This window comes from Mesorhizobium sp. B2-3-6 (assembly GCF_006442305.1).
Taxonomy (GTDB): domain Bacteria; phylum Pseudomonadota; class Alphaproteobacteria; order Rhizobiales; family Rhizobiaceae; genus Mesorhizobium.
Genome location: NZ_VFVW01000008.1, coordinates 150,448 through 164,022, shown reverse-complemented (window position 1 = coordinate 164,022; position 13,575 = coordinate 150,448). Strand labels below are relative to the sequence as shown.

The following is a 13,575-nucleotide window of genomic DNA, read 5'->3' as shown; positions in this document are numbered from 1 at the left end:
GGTCTGCCCCTTGCGCCCTCGACACCCTATGCTACATGAACGCGCGACGCGCGAAAGTGCGTGTGATCCGCACCCCGCTCCAGACGTTTCCCGAGAGTTGTATGTCCGACAAGGTTGTCACCCGTTTTGCCCCCTCGCCCACCGGCTACCTGCACATCGGCGGCGCGCGTACAGCGCTTTTCAACTGGCTCTACGCCAAACACACCGGCGGCACGATGCTGCTGCGCATCGAGGACACCGACCGCGAGCGCTCCACCGATGCGGCGACAGCAGCCATTCTCGAAGGACTGACTTGGCTCGGCCTCACCTGGGACGGCGATGCCGTCTCGCAGTTCGAGCGCGCGCCGCGCCATCGCGAGGTGGCCGAGGAGCTGGTGCGCATGGGCAAGGCTTACTATAGCTACGAGACCCCTGCCGAGCTTGAGGCAATGCGCGAGGCGGCGCGGGCCAGGGGTCTGCCACCGCGCTATGACGGAAGCTGGCGTGACCGCGACCCTTCGCAGGCGCCTCCTGGCGTCAAGGGCGCGATCCGCATCAAGGCGCCGACCAAAGGCGAGACGGTGGTGCATGACCGTGTCCAGGGCGACGTGCGCTTTCCCAACAAGGATCTGGACGACTTCATCATCCTGCGCTCGGACGGCAATCCGACCTACATGCATGCCGTCGTCGTCGACGACCACGACATGGGCATCACCCACATCATCCGCGGCGACGACCACCTGACCAATGCCGCCCGCCAGACCGTGATCTACAACGCCATGGGCTGGGATGTGCCTTCAATGTCGCACATACCGCTGATCCACGGCGCCGACGGCGCCAAGCTGTCGAAGCGGCACGGCGCGCTGGGCGTGGAGGCCTACCGCGCCATGGGCTACCTGCCCGAAGCGCTGCTCAACTACCTGGCTCGGCTCGGCTGGAGCCACGGCGACGACGAGATCATGTCGATCCAGGACATGATCGCCTGGTTCGATATCGGCGATGTGAACAAGGGCGCCGCCCGCTTCGATTTCGCCAAGCTGGAGGCGCTAAACGGCGTGCACATGCGCCGCATGGGCGATGCCGAGCTGTTCGACATCTTCATCGCCACCTTGCCCTATCTCGAGGGCGGCCCGGCAATGGCCGCACGCCTCGACGACCGGAACAGGGCACAGTTGCTGGCAGCGTTGCCGGGGCTGAAGGAGCGCGCCAAGACGCTGGTCGAGCTTGTCGATGGCGCCGCCTTCCTGTTTGCCGCGCGGCCACTGCCGATCGACGAGAAGGCAGCCCTGCTGCTCAATGACGATGCGCGCAAGGTCCTGCGTGGCGCTCACGACGCCCTCGAGGCGGTTTCAGGCGACTGGACGGCGGCCTCGGCTGAAGCCGCGATCCGCGACTATGCGACGGCCGGCGGCTACAAGCTCGGCGCCGTCGCCCAGCCCTTGCGCGCCGCCTTGACCGGCAAGAGCACCTCGCCCGGCGTCTTCGACGTTCTAGCCGTGCTTGGTCGCGAGGAGAGCCTGGCGCGCATCGCGGATCAAATCGATTAGGAGCAATCTGGCCCAAGAAGATTGGCATTGAAAGGCGCGTTTCGCAGTGCAACATTGAGCCTTGGCCCAATCTGGCACGCACTTCCTAAAATGCGGTCGCGAATACGCGCATTCGGTGACTTCGACGTGTCGCTTTGCAGAATTTGCCTTTGCCGGCATGAGGAAACAAGAAGGAGTTTGCAATGACCGAAGCTGCGACAAGACGGGAACTGGGCGGCAAGACCCAGGAAGCCACGGCAAAGCTGGAATTCGCCGGCAAGACGCACGAATTCAAGGTGCGAAGTGGTTCGGTCGGGCCTGACGTCATCGACATCGCCACGCTGTACAGCACCACCGGCGCCTTTACCTACGATCCCGGCTTCACTTCGACGGCAAGCTGCGAGTCCGAGATCACGTTCATCGATGGCGACGCCGGCATTCTCCTGCATCGCGGATATCCGATCGATCAGTTGGCCGAACATGGCGACTTCCTCGAAGTCTGCTATCTCCTGCTCTACGGCGAACTGCCGACCAAGGCGCAGAAGGACGATTTCGATTACCGCGTGACGCGCCACACCATGGTGCATGAGCAGATGTCGCGCTTCTTCACCGGCTTCCGCCGCGACGCGCATCCGATGGCGGTGATGTGCGGCGTGGTCGGCGCGCTGTCGGCCTTCTATCACGACTCCACCGACATCTCGGATCCTTACCAGCGCATGGTGGCGTCGATGCGGCTGATCGCCAAGATGCCGACGATCGCGGCCATGGCCTACAAATACCATATCGGCCAGCCCTTCATTTACCCGAAGAACGAACTGAATTTCGCCGCCAACTTCCTGCACATGTGCTTTGCCGTGCCGTGCGAGGAATACAAGATCAACCCGGTCCTGGCGCGCGCCATGGAGCGCATCTTCATCCTGCACGCCGACCACGAGCAAAACGCCTCGACCTCTACCGTTCGGCTCGCCGGCTCGTCTGGCGCCAATCCGTTCGCCTGCATCGCCGCCGGCATCGCCTGCCTGTGGGGCCCGGCGCATGGCGGCGCCAACGAAGCGGCGCTGAACATGCTCGGCGAGATCGGCCATGTCGATCACATTCCGGAATTCATCGCCCGCGCCAAGGACAAGGACGATCCGTTCCGGCTGATGGGCTTTGGCCACCGCGTCTACAAGAACTACGATCCGCGCGCCAAGATCATGCAAAAGACCGCGCATGAGGTGCTGGGCGAACTCGGCATCAAGGACGATCCGCTGCTCGACATCGCCATGGAACTGGAGAAGATCGCACTCACCGATCCCTATTTCATCGAGAAGAAGCTCTACCCCAATGTCGACTTCTATTCCGGCATCACGCTGAAGGCGCTGGGCTTCCCCACCACCATGTTCACCGTGCTGTTCGCCGTCGCCCGCACCGTCGGCTGGATCGCGCAGTGGAAGGAGATGATCGAGGATCCGCGCCAGAAGATCGGTCGCCCCCGCCAGCTCTACACCGGCGCACCCGAGCGAGACTACGTGCCGATCGCGAAGCGGTAAGATAAGGCAGTAGTGAGTAGTCAGTAGTCAGTAGGGAAAAGAGCGGCATTTCCTACTCACTACTCACTACTCACTCCTTTGATATACCCCATCACCACCTGCGCGGCGATGTCGCCTGACGGCTTGGCGGTTGTCATGCGCCGCGCGATCTCGGCGAACCCGTCCTTCTGCCATCTGCGCATGCCTGTGTCGGCGAACAGCGCTTCGAGTTGGCGGGCCAGATTGTTCGGCTTGACATACTCGTTGTAGAATTCCGGGATCAGCGCCCGGTCCGATATCAAATTGGGCAGCAGCGCCGACCAGACCGAAACGAGATATGGCGCCACGATGCGCGCAACCGGGTCGAGTCGGTAGCAGGAGATCATCGGCACGTCAGACAGCGCCAGTTCAAGCGAAACCGTGCCGGACGCGATCAGCGCCGCGTCGGCCTTGCCGAAGGCCTGCCACTTTCGCTCAGCGTCGAGGATGATCTCTGGTTTCTCGTCCCAGCGAGCGACCGCGGAGCGCACGACATCGGCGACATGCGGCACGGTCGGCAATATCAGCCGCAGGCGATGCCCGCGTGCCCGCAGCATCGACACGGTCTCCCCAAACGGCTCGAGCAGCCGCCGCACTTCGCTGCGTCGCGAGCCGGGCAGGACGAGCAGCGTCTTCAGGCGATCCGGCGAAAGATCCCGCGGTTGGGCCTGCGTCCTGGCTGCCGAGAGCACGCCCGCGTCATGGGTGAGGCGATGTCCGACATAGGTCCCTGGCGGTCCGCCGAGCCTGCCTAGCTCCTTCACCTCGAACGGCAAGATGCAGAGGATGTGGTCGACATAGGGCTTCATCGCCACCGCCCTGCCCGGCCGCCATGCCCAGACGCTGGGACAGACATAGTGGATGATCGGGATGGACGGGTTGGCCGCGCGCACTTTCCTGGCCACGCGCAGCGAAAAGTCGGGGCTGTCGATGGTGATGAGGCAGTCGGGCTTCGCATCCGCGACCGTCCTGGCCAGCTGGCCGATCCGCCGCATCAGCCGCGGCAGGTCACGCAAGATGGCGCTGAAGCCCATGAGGGCGATCTCTCCGGCGTCGAACGGCGAAACCAGCCCGAGCGCCTGCAGATGGCGGCCGCCGAGACCGACGATCTGCACCTCGCGCCCCGTCGACTGCTTGATCGAGCGCACGATGTCGGCGCCAAGCAGGTCGCCGGATTCCTCGCCGGCCACGATTGCGATCTTCAGCGCCTTGTCAGCCATGCGCCGGCTCCCCTGCTGGCAGGCCGACGATGAACAGGCCGAGCGCATTCGCCCGCGACAGCGTCGCCGGCCCTTCCAGGATGAGAGAGCGCCCCGCCTCGACGGCAATTCCGGCAAGCCCCGCCGCATGGGCTGCTTCCACCGTCTGCGGCCCTATCGACGGCAGGTCGGCCCGCAGCTCCTGGCCGGGTTTGGCGCATTTGACCAGCACTCCGCGGGTCTTTCCGGCAAGCCTGCCATGGCCACGCAGCGCGCGCGCTCTTTCGAGCAGGCCGCTCGTGCCTTCGATGCCTTCCAGCGCGATGGCCCGGCCTCCGATCGCAATCGCCGCCTGCCCGATATCAAGCGCGCCGATGGCCTTGGCGGCCAGCCTGGCCGCCTCGATGTCGCGCCAGTCCGATTGCTTTGGTTTCGCCGCGGTCAGCGTGCCTTCGCCGGCGGCCAGTTCGGGAACGACCTCATGCGCGCCGACCACTTTGATGCCCCGCTTCTCCAGGCCGCGTGTCACCACCTTCAAAAGTCCATCATCGCCGCGCGCCAGCGCCATGATCACCGATGGCACGATCGCCAGCAAGCCAAGGCTCAGGCGGATGTCGGTCAGCCGGGGCCGGCGTCTGATTTCGCCGGCAAGGATCACATGAGTGATGCCGTGGCGCTTCAGCGTCGCCACCAGTGAACCGATCTGCTCGAGGGCAAGGCTGCCGTGCTCGTATCGCAGCAACTCCTGCCGGCGATCGGCCTCGCCTTCCATCAAGAGGATAAAGGGCGGGTAGCCATGCGCGGCCAGGCCTTGAGCGACTTCCACCGGCAGGCTGCCGCCACCGGCGATGATGCCGACCCTGGCCCCCGGCGAGAGAACGAAATCCGCTGCCGCCGCCTCAGTCTTCGTCATCGCCGTCATCGCCATCGCTCCCCTTGAGCGATGGCACAGCATAGTGCCGCTTGCCGCGACTGGAGATGAAATCGATGATCTTCATGGCGGTCGGTGACGTGGCGAATTCCGCCTTGGCGAATTCGATGTTCTCGCCAACGGTGCGCGAGCGGTCGAATATTGTCTTATAGACCCTGCGCAGCAGATAGATCTCGGATCTTGGCAGACCGGAGCGCTTGAGCCCGATGATGTTGAGGCCGCGCAGGCTGGCCCGATTTCCCGCCGCCATGGCATAGGGAATGACATCACCCACAAAAGCCGAGCACCCGCCAAGAAAAGCGTTGTCGCCTACCCGCACGAATTGATGAACGGCGCTGAGACCGCCGATATAGACGTTGTCGCCGATTTCGCAGTGTCCGCCCAGCGTCGCGCCGTTGGCGAAGGTGGCGTTCTTGCCGACGACGCAGTCATGGGCGATGTGGGCGTAGGCGAGAAAATTGCCATTGTCGCCGACCGTCGTTTCGCCGCGGCTGGTATCGGTGCCGACATGCATGGTGACGCCTTCGCGGATCGTGCAGTTCTCGCCGATGACGAGCGTGGTGCGGCCGCCCTTGTGCTTGGTGTTCTGCGGCGGTCCGCCCAGTATCGCCATCGGATAGACCTTGGTCGACGCGCCGATCGTCGTTGCGCCTATCACCGAGACATGGCTGACCAGTTCGACGCCGTCGCCGATCACGGCATCTGCGCCGACATAACAGAGCGGTCCTATGCGGACGCCTTGGCCGATTTGTGCGCCTTCCTCCACGACGGAGGAAGGATGGATGGATGTCTTGATTTTCATAAGCATTCGATTGTCAGTCGCCGGTGACCATCATGGCTGAGATCTCGGCCTCGGCGGCCTTGTTGCCGTCGACCAGGGCTTCACAGGCGAATTTGAGCAGGTTGCCGCGTTTCTTGATTTTCTTGACATGGATCTTCAACTGATCGCCGGGAACGACCGGTTTGCGGAACTTGGCGTTGTCGATGGTCAGGAAATAGACCAGCGACGGCTTTTCAGTGCGAAGACTGCGGATGCAGATGGCCCCGGCAGTCTGTGCCATCGCCTCGACGATGAGCACGCCTGGCATGACCGGCTGCTCGGGGAAGTGACCCTGAAAATGCGGCTCGTTTATGGTCACGTTCTTGATGCCGGTGGCGGATTCGTCGCCATCAATGTCGACGATGCGGTCGATCATCAGGAACGGATAGCGATGCGGCAGGAGCTTCATCAGCCCCAATATGTCGACTGCTTCCAGCGTCGTCCCGGTGATGTCAGCCATTGCTCCCCTCGCCCTGTTTGCGGGTCCTGGCGAGCTTGCGCAGCATGGCTATCTCGCGCATGGCTTCCGCCATCGGCTGTGCCGGATAGCCGCCCCAGATCTCGCCCGCGGGCACATTGCTCATGAATCCGCTTCTCGCGGCAAGCTTCGCGCCCGACCCGATGGTCAGGTGATCCGCAAGCCCGACACCGCCGCCCATGGTGACATTGTCGCCCACCACGACGGAACCGGAGATACCCGAAAGTCCGGCCACGATGCAGTTGCGACCGATGCGGACGTTATGCGCGATCTGCACGAGATTGTCGATCTTGGTGCCCTGGCCGATGATCGTGTCGGACATGGCGCCGCGGTCGACCGTGGAATTGGAACCGATCTCGACGTCGTCCTGGATGATGACGCGGCCGATCTGCGGAACACGTTCCGGCCCCTTGGCGCCGGCAACGAAGCCAAAGCCGTCCTGGCCGATCCGGGCGCCGCCATGGATGATGACGCGGTTGCCGATCAAGGCATACTGGACGCTGGCGCCCGGGCCGATATAGCCGTCACGCCCGATCTGGCAGGAACGGCCGACGACGGCGTGAGGCGCGATGACGGTGCCGGCGCCTATGGACACCGCAGGACCGATCACCGCGCCGGCTTCGACGACGGCACCTTCCTCGACATGTGCGCTCGGATCGATATGGGCATGCGGCGAGATACCGGTTTCACCGGTCATCGGCCCCGGGGTCGCCGCTGTCGGAAACAGCAGTCGTCCGACCAGCGCGAATGCCTGTTGCGGACGGGGATGCACAAGGACGGCGATGGCGGCAGGCGCCTTGCCGGCGAACTCCGCCGGGCACAGCACAGCGGCCGCCCGCAGCGACGGCATCAGCACGGAATTGCGTTTGCCATCGACGAAAACGAGCGCATTCTCGCCGCCTTCGTTGGCAGGCGCCAGCGCGTCGATGAAAACGCCGGACTGGCCGGAATCGACAAGCACCGAGCCGGTCAGATTCGCGACTTCGCCCGCCGTATACCGGCGTGATGGCGCGAAGAACACCGGATCGGTCATTCCAGAAGCTATATCCAGCTAGATCGGAACATTTTCTCCCGGATCTCAACGAGCCGGGAGCATCGTCATCCGCCGGTCAGAAGCGGGTCGATATGCCGAAGTTGAATTCCTGCACGTCGTCCCTTGCTTCTTTCTTGACCGGGATCGCATAGTCGATACGGATCGGGCCGAACGGCGAAGCCCACATCAGGCCGACACCGACCGAGGCGCGCCATTGCATGCCAGTGGACGATTGATCGACCAAGCTCTGGTCGTCGATCTTGCTGCCGTAGAGCGTGGCGGCATCCGCAAAGACCGCGCCGCGCAAGCCGAAGCTCTCCGGAACGACCGGCAGCGGAAACTGCGCTTCCGCCGAGGCGTTGAAATAGGTGGTGCCGCCGAGATGATCGCCGCTGGTGCCGGAAGCAATCGGGCCGATGCCGCCATAGGCGAAACCGCGGATCATTCGGTCGGTGCTCTGGAAATGATCGAAAATGCGCAGATCGCCGTCGTTTCCGTAGCCTTCGACATGGCCGGCACCGCCCGAAAGGAGGCCGACAAGATCGAACTGCTCGGACAGCGTCTGATAGACGCTGCCGCGTCCCGTCACCTTTACGAACTTTGCATCGCCACCGAGACCTGCCACTTCCACGGTTGTGGTGGCATAGATACCCTCATGCGGGTTCTTCATGTCGTCGATGGTGTTGTAGACCAGTCCCAGGCTGACCGACGACTTGATCCACGGGCTTTGATCGATGCCATCCAAGATAGCCTCGGAAACATCACAGCCTGAGTCGGGAACACCGTCCCCGTTGTCGTCGCAACTGTCATCCAGCTCATACTTCTCCCGGGAAATATTATACGCCAGCTGGGTCGAGATGCTGTCGGTGATCGGCAGGCCGAAGCGCACCGTCGCGCCCAACGTGTCGCTGTCGTAGTCGTCGTATTCCCTGGTCCGCTTGTAGATATCGAAGCCGGCGGCGATACGGCGCCCGAGGAAATAGGGCTCGGTGAACGAAAGGCTGTAATCGCGCGAGTTCTTGCCGCCACCCGCCGACACCTTGATGAACTGGCCGCGGCCGAGGAAGTTGCGCTCGGTGATCGATCCTTCGACGGACGGACCGGCGGTATCGCCACCGGTCGAATAGCCGGCGCCGACCGAGAACTCACCGGTCGACTTTTCGACCACGTCGACCACCAGCACGACCTGGTCCGGCGCCGACCCGGGGACCGTCGAAACCTCGACTTTGTCAAAGTAATTGAGATCTTCCAGCCGCTTCTTCGCGCGCTGGATCAGCACTTGGTTGAACGCATCGCCTTCGCTGACGTCGAACTCGCGGCGGATGACATAGTCGCGCGTGCGGTCATTGCCGCGGATCTCGATGCGCTCGACATAGGCCTTGGTGCCCTGGTCGATGGTGTAGACCACCGAAATCGTATGATTCTCGAAATTGCGGTCGCCACGCGGCGTGACCTGCGCGAAGGCGTAGCCGGAGCCGGCCACCTTCTCGGTCAGGGCAATGATGGTGTCCTCGACGTTCTTGGCGTTGTAGACGTCGCCCTTGTGGGTCTCGACCACCGATTCCAGCGCCTTCGAGTCGACTTCCGGAATCGTGCTTTCGACGCTGATGTCGCCGAACGTATAACGCTCGCCTTCCTGGACGGTTATGGTGACCGTGTACTTGTTGGTCGCGTTGTCGAGCTCACCGACGGCGGACACGACCTGGAAGTCGGCATAGCCGTGATTGTAGTAGAAGCGCCGCAGCAGCTCCTGGTCGGCGCGCAGCTTGTCGTCGTCATAGACGTCGTCGCGCAGGATGAACGAAACCCAGGACGAGCGCTTGGTCGTGATCACATCTGACAGGCGGCGGCTCGAATAAGCGCTGTTGCCGACGAAATTGATCGCCGCGATCTGCGTGCGATCACCTTCATTGACATGGAAGACCACGTTCACGCGGTTGTCGCCGAGCTGCATGACCTCGGTGGTCACGGCGGCATCGTCACGGCCGATACGTCTGTAGGCGGCCTTGACCGACTCTACATCGGCGTCGAGCGCCGCCTGCGAGAACGTGCCGCGCGGCTTCAACTGCACGGCAGCCGCAAGCGCGTTGTCCTTGAGCTTCTTGTTGCCCTGGAACAGCACCTGGTTGACGACCTGGTACTCGGAAACCTTGACCACCAACGTCGAACCGACCTGATTGATCTGCACATCCGAGAACAACCCGGTTCCGAACAGCGCCTTGACCGCGCTGTCGATGTCGGAGCTGGAGAAGGATTTGCCCGGCTTGATGGTGATGTAATTGCGGATGGTATCGGCGTCGACACGTTGGTTGCCGCTCACCTCCACCCTGCTGACGACAGCGGCTTCGGCCGCCGATGTGGCAACGAACTGCACTGCGAGCGCACCTGGCACGACCAAAGCCGCGGACAGGGCTGCCGCGGAAGCGGCGCTCAAAAACTTGGATGCTGCCTTCATCGGGCTTAATAACCTTTTCTCGTAGTCCCCACGGCGAGAAAACCGGACGTGCGGTAATTTCTCGTACCGTATTAACCGGATTTTCCCTACACGCAAGGCTTCTGGTTAATTTGTATTTACTTAACCCTGGTGCGTGGCTTTCGCGTCACTCATATCCCCGTGCATGGTAAACGGCGTCTCAACATCGACCATGCCGAAGCCAAATTTCTTCATGATTTCAGCATCCAAACAGATCGTTCCAGAATACGAAACCCATGAAGCCCAAAACCAGAAGCAGACCGGCCCGATAGGCCATTTCCATCATCCGTTCCGACACCGGCCGGCGGATGACGGCCTCCACGCCGTAGAACAGGAGATGGCCGCCGTCGAGGGGGGGAATCGGCAAAAGATTGAGGATGCCGATGCCCACGGACAGAAGCGCAACGAGCTGCACGAGCCATTCGAAGCCGAGCTTCGCCGCCTTGCCGGCCATGTCCGCGATCTTCACAGGGCCGCCGAGCTGGCACTTGTCCTCGCGCCCGACGACGAAGCGCTGCAGGAACTGGCCGGTGCGCTGGATGACGTGCCCGGTTTCCTCCACCGCCGCGGTCAACGCGCCGGCGGGGCTGTAGGTGATCAGCCTGGGCTGGCCGAGTTCCTGGTTGTTGACGACGCCGATCACGGCCACCTTGACCTTGTTGCCAAGCGCGTCCTGCTGCTCCATCAGCTGCGGCGTGGCGGTCACGGTCACTTCCTTGCCGCCGCGCAGCATGACGAAGGTGATGCTGTCGCCGGCCCGGCCCGAAACCAGGCGTTGGACGTCACCGAAGGTTTCGATCTTGCTGCCGTCGACGCTGACGAATCGGTCGCCGGGCAGGATGCCGGCTTTCGCCGCCGGACTGCCGGCGGTCACCTCGGCCACCATGGGTTCCGCGACATAGCGGCCATAGGCTGAAAACAGCACCGAAAAGACGACGATCGTCAGCAGGAAATTGAACAGCGGCCCGGCTACCACCGTCGCCGCCCGCTTCCAGATCGGCTGGGTGTGGAAGGCGACCTTGCGTTCCTCGTCGGTCAGCGTTTCGATCTCTTCCGTCGACGGCTGGCTGGAGGTGGCGTTCATGTCGCCGACGAATTTGACATAGCCGCCAAGCGGTATGGCGCAGAGCTTCCAGCGCGTGCCGTGCCTGTCGTTGAAGCCGAAGAGTTCCGGGCCGAAACCGATCGAAAAGGCCCTGACGCCGATGCCGCACCAGCGGCCAACGAGATAGTGGCCCATCTCGTGGACGAACACGACCACGGTCAGCACGAACAGGAAGGGCACGAGCGTGCCGAGAAGGAAGCCTTCCATGCCGAAGATCGCGTGAAGAATCTCGTTCAACTCAAATCCTCAGTTCTTCCGCGACACCGTTGCGCCGCGACTGTGACATCAATCCAGGCGAATCCAAGGCGCGCCCGCATCGATCGTGGAACGATGCCGTTCAAATGGGAAACAGCCCCTGTGCCGGCTGATCGGCGCCCGCCGAAATCCAGCCGATGACGTATAGGGCGAAAGCCGCCGCGACAAGCCCGTCGACACGGTCCATGACGCCGCCATGGCCCGGAATGAGCGCGCCCGAATCCTTGCGGCCGTGGCGGCGCTTGACCCAGGATTCCAGGAGGTCGCCAGCCTGGGAGACGATTGAAAGCGCGAGCGCGACGAGACCGAGCATTGGCAGGTTGCCCGCACCGGCGGCGACGGCCAGGATGAGCCCCGCAACGACCCCGCCCACGGCGCCGCCGAGCGCGCCACTTCGCGTCTTGCCGGGAGAGATGGACGGCGCCAGCCTCGGGCCACCGACGGCCCGGCCGACGAAATAGGCAAAGATGTCGGTCGCCCAGACCACCGCGAACAGGAACAGGATGGCGACGAGGCCGGAATGGTCGCCGTCACGCAGAAGCGCAAGGGAAAGACCCGAGACGGCTGCATAGGCAAGGCCGGAGGCATCCCACTGCCCGGCCCCGCGCAGTTGGGCGGCGATGGCCGTGACGGCGACCAGTGCAGCCACCAGAAGCAGCAGCCACAAGGCAGGCAGGCCGGTGATCAGGGCGCCGAGAAACACCAGCAGCAGCGCTTCCGGCAAAAAACCCAGCCCGGTCGTCCCGGAAGGGCGAGACATGCGCGTCCATTCGTAGAAGATGACCGCCGAAATCGCGGCTGAAAGCAGCCGGAACGGCAGGCCGCCGAACCAGGTCAGGCCAAGCGTCGCGATGGCAAGCACGACCGCCGAAAGAACGCGAAGCTGGAGATTGCTCATCCCGCGGCCGGCCGCGAAGCGACATCTTGCGGATCCAGCCCGCCAAAACGGCGTTCGCGCCCGGCGAACTCGCGCAAAGCCTCGGCGAGATGCTCTCGGCTGAAATCGGGCCAATAGCAGGGCAGGAACACAAGCTCGCTATAGGCAGCCTGCCACAGAAGAAAATTGGAAAGGCGAAGCTCACCGCTGGTGCGTATGACCAGTTCGGGATCGGGAATGCCTTGCGTGTCAAGGCAGCCGGCAAAGGATTCGGCGGTGATCGCCTCGCTGTCGAGCTCGCCGCGCGCGACGGCCGAGGCAAGCTTGCGCGCCGTGCGCACGATCTCGTCGCGTCCGCCGTAATTGAAGGCGATGATCAGCGTCAGCGCCTCGTTGGCCGAGGTCAGCGCTTCGGCTTCTTCCAGCAGGAGCCTGATATCGGGCTGCAGCCCAGCCCTGTCACCGATGATCCTCACGCGCACGCCGCTGCGGTGCAGTTCGGCGAGATCGCGGCGGATGAACAGCTTCAACAGACCCATCAGGTCGCTGACTTCGGATTTCGGCCGCGACCAGTTTTCCGAAGAGAAGGCATAGACAGTCAGGTAGGAAATGCCGAGATCGGGCGCGGCGCGCACCGTCTTGCGCAGTGCTTCTACGCCCGCGCGATGGCCGGCGAGCCGCGGCATGCCGCGCGCCTTGGCCCAGCGTCCGTTTCCATCCATGATGATCGCGACATGCGCGGGCGTTGCCATGATCTCGCTTTCGGGCCAGCCGCCGGCCAGACCCTAAACCTGCATGATTTCAGCTTCCTTGTCGGAAAGCAGGTGGTCGATGGTGCTGATCGTTTCGTCGGTAAGCTTCTGGACCTGGTCGGAGCGCTTGCGCTGATCGTCCTCGCTGATAACGCCGTCCTTCTCCGCCTTCTTCAGGAAGTCCATGCCGTCGCGGCGCACATGGCGCGCTGCGACACGGGCGTTCTCGGCGTAGCCATGCGAGATCTTGACGAGTTCCTTACGGCGCTGCTCATTGAGTTCCGGAAGCGGAATCCTGAGATTGGTGCCGTCCACGATAGGATTGAAGCCCAGATTGGATTCGCGGATGGCGCGATCGACCGCGCCCACCATCGACTTGTCCCAGACCGACACCGAAATCATGCGCGGCTCAGGCACCGTGACATTGGCCACTTGGTTGATCGGCATGCTGGTGCCATAGGCCTGCACCTGGATAGCGTCGAGCAGGTTGCTGGAAGCGCGACCGGTCCGCAGCGAAGCCAGGTCATGCTTGAACGCGGCGATTGCCCCATCCATGCGCCGCTTGAGATCGTCGTACTCACCACTCATCTTAGTCTC

Annotated in this window: 12 protein-coding genes; 2 read left to right on the top strand and 10 right to left on the bottom strand. The window is 63.1% G+C overall.

Annotation, left to right across the window (positions count from 1 at the left end; translation table 11 throughout):
* Window positions 1–101 precede the first annotated feature (101 nt).
* Both gltX and gltA read left to right on the top strand, forming a co-directional pair.
* Window positions 102–1,526 carry a glutamate--tRNA ligase gene (gltX, locus tag FJ953_RS22825; protein WP_140625113.1) on the top strand — a complete coding sequence of 475 codons (1,425 nt, stop codon included), beginning with the start codon at window positions 102–104 and terminating at the stop codon, window positions 1,524–1,526.
* 182 nt (window positions 1,527–1,708) lie between these two features.
* Window positions 1,709–3,037, top strand: a complete 1,329-nt coding sequence (gene gltA / locus FJ953_RS22820; protein WP_140498678.1) for a citrate synthase — start codon at window positions 1,709–1,711, stop codon at window positions 3,035–3,037.
* 59 nt (window positions 3,038–3,096) lie between these two features.
* On the opposite strand, the gene lpxB is transcribed toward gltA, so the two are convergent.
* The 10 genes from lpxB to frr all read right to left on the bottom strand — a co-directional run bounded on the left by lpxB (window position 3,097) and on the right by frr (window position 13,566).
* The gene (gene lpxB, locus FJ953_RS22815; protein ID WP_140625112.1) at window positions 3,097–4,275 is read right to left on the bottom strand and encodes a lipid-A-disaccharide synthase; all 1,179 of its coding nucleotides are present in this window, start codon (window positions 4,273–4,275) and stop codon (window positions 3,097–3,099) included.
* Window positions 4,268–5,182, bottom strand: a complete 915-nt coding sequence (locus FJ953_RS22810; RefSeq protein WP_140557156.1) for an LpxI family protein — start codon at window positions 5,180–5,182, stop codon at window positions 4,268–4,270. Before FJ953_RS22810 ends, lpxB begins: the two co-directional genes overlap by 8 nt.
* Window positions 5,154–5,987 carry an acyl-ACP--UDP-N-acetylglucosamine O-acyltransferase gene (gene lpxA / locus FJ953_RS22805; RefSeq protein ID WP_140498684.1) on the bottom strand — a complete coding sequence of 278 codons (834 nt, stop codon included), beginning with the start codon at window positions 5,985–5,987 and terminating at the stop codon, window positions 5,154–5,156. The genes FJ953_RS22810 and lpxA overlap by 29 nt, the downstream gene beginning before the upstream one ends.
* 13 nt (window positions 5,988–6,000) lie before the next feature.
* Window positions 6,001–6,465: a 3-hydroxyacyl-ACP dehydratase FabZ gene (gene fabZ, locus FJ953_RS22800; RefSeq protein WP_140498686.1), complete on the bottom strand. Its 465-nt coding sequence runs from the start codon at window positions 6,463–6,465 to the stop codon at window positions 6,001–6,003.
* Entirely contained in the window at window positions 6,458–7,516 is a 1,059-nt protein-coding gene (gene lpxD / locus FJ953_RS22795) for a UDP-3-O-(3-hydroxymyristoyl)glucosamine N-acyltransferase (protein ID WP_140498688.1), read from the bottom strand. The genes fabZ and lpxD overlap by 8 nt, the downstream gene beginning before the upstream one ends.
* 76 nt (window positions 7,517–7,592) lie before the next feature.
* The gene (gene bamA, locus FJ953_RS22790; RefSeq protein ID WP_140625111.1) at window positions 7,593–9,971 is read right to left on the bottom strand and encodes an outer membrane protein assembly factor BamA; all 2,379 of its coding nucleotides are present in this window, start codon (window positions 9,969–9,971) and stop codon (window positions 7,593–7,595) included.
* A 217-nt stretch (window positions 9,972–10,188) separates the two neighbouring features.
* Window positions 10,189–11,331: an RIP metalloprotease RseP gene (gene rseP / locus FJ953_RS22785; RefSeq protein WP_140625110.1), complete on the bottom strand. Its 1,143-nt coding sequence runs from the start codon at window positions 11,329–11,331 to the stop codon at window positions 10,189–10,191.
* Window positions 11,332–11,431: 100 nt separating this feature from the next.
* Window positions 11,432–12,247 (bottom strand): phosphatidate cytidylyltransferase, encoded by an 816-nt coding sequence (locus FJ953_RS22780; RefSeq protein WP_140498694.1) that lies wholly within the window; start codon window positions 12,245–12,247, stop codon window positions 11,432–11,434.
* Window positions 12,244–12,978: an isoprenyl transferase gene (locus FJ953_RS22775; RefSeq protein ID WP_140515355.1), complete on the bottom strand. Its 735-nt coding sequence runs from the start codon at window positions 12,976–12,978 to the stop codon at window positions 12,244–12,246. Before FJ953_RS22775 ends, FJ953_RS22780 begins: the two co-directional genes overlap by 4 nt.
* 33 nt (window positions 12,979–13,011) lie before the next feature.
* Window positions 13,012–13,566 carry a ribosome recycling factor gene (gene frr / locus FJ953_RS22770; protein ID WP_140498698.1) on the bottom strand — a complete coding sequence of 185 codons (555 nt, stop codon included), beginning with the start codon at window positions 13,564–13,566 and terminating at the stop codon, window positions 13,012–13,014.
* Window positions 13,567–13,575 lie beyond the last annotated feature (9 nt).

Bases quoted from the DNA above. Each gene is read 5' to 3' on its own strand.
- gltX (WP_140625113.1), top strand. From the start codon at position 102: ATGTCCGACAAGGTTGTCACCCGTTTTGCCCCCTCGCCCACCGGCTAC.
- gltA (WP_140498678.1), top strand. From the start codon at position 1,709: ATGACCGAAGCTGCGACAAGACGGGAACTGGGCGGCAAGACCCAGGAA.
- lpxB (WP_140625112.1), bottom strand. From the start codon at position 4,275: ATGGCTGACAAGGCGCTGAAGATCGCAATCGTGGCCGGCGAGGAATCC.
- FJ953_RS22810 (WP_140557156.1), bottom strand. From the start codon at position 5,182: ATGGCGATGACGGCGATGACGAAGACTGAGGCGGCGGCAGCGGATTTC.
- lpxA (WP_140498684.1), bottom strand. From the start codon at position 5,987: ATGAAAATCAAGACATCCATCCATCCTTCCTCCGTCGTGGAGGAAGGC.
- fabZ (WP_140498686.1), bottom strand. From the start codon at position 6,465: ATGGCTGACATCACCGGGACGACGCTGGAAGCAGTCGACATATTGGGG.
- lpxD (WP_140498688.1), bottom strand. From the start codon at position 7,516: ATGACCGATCCGGTGTTCTTCGCGCCATCACGCCGGTATACGGCGGGC.
- bamA (WP_140625111.1), bottom strand. From the start codon at position 9,971: ATGAAGGCAGCATCCAAGTTTTTGAGCGCCGCTTCCGCGGCAGCCCTG.
- FJ953_RS22780 (WP_140498694.1), bottom strand. From the start codon at position 12,247: ATGAGCAATCTCCAGCTTCGCGTTCTTTCGGCGGTCGTGCTTGCCATC.
- FJ953_RS22775 (WP_140515355.1), bottom strand. From the start codon at position 12,978: ATGGCAACGCCCGCGCATGTCGCGATCATCATGGATGGAAACGGACGC.
- frr (WP_140498698.1), bottom strand. From the start codon at position 13,566: ATGAGTGGTGAGTACGACGATCTCAAGCGGCGCATGGATGGGGCAATC.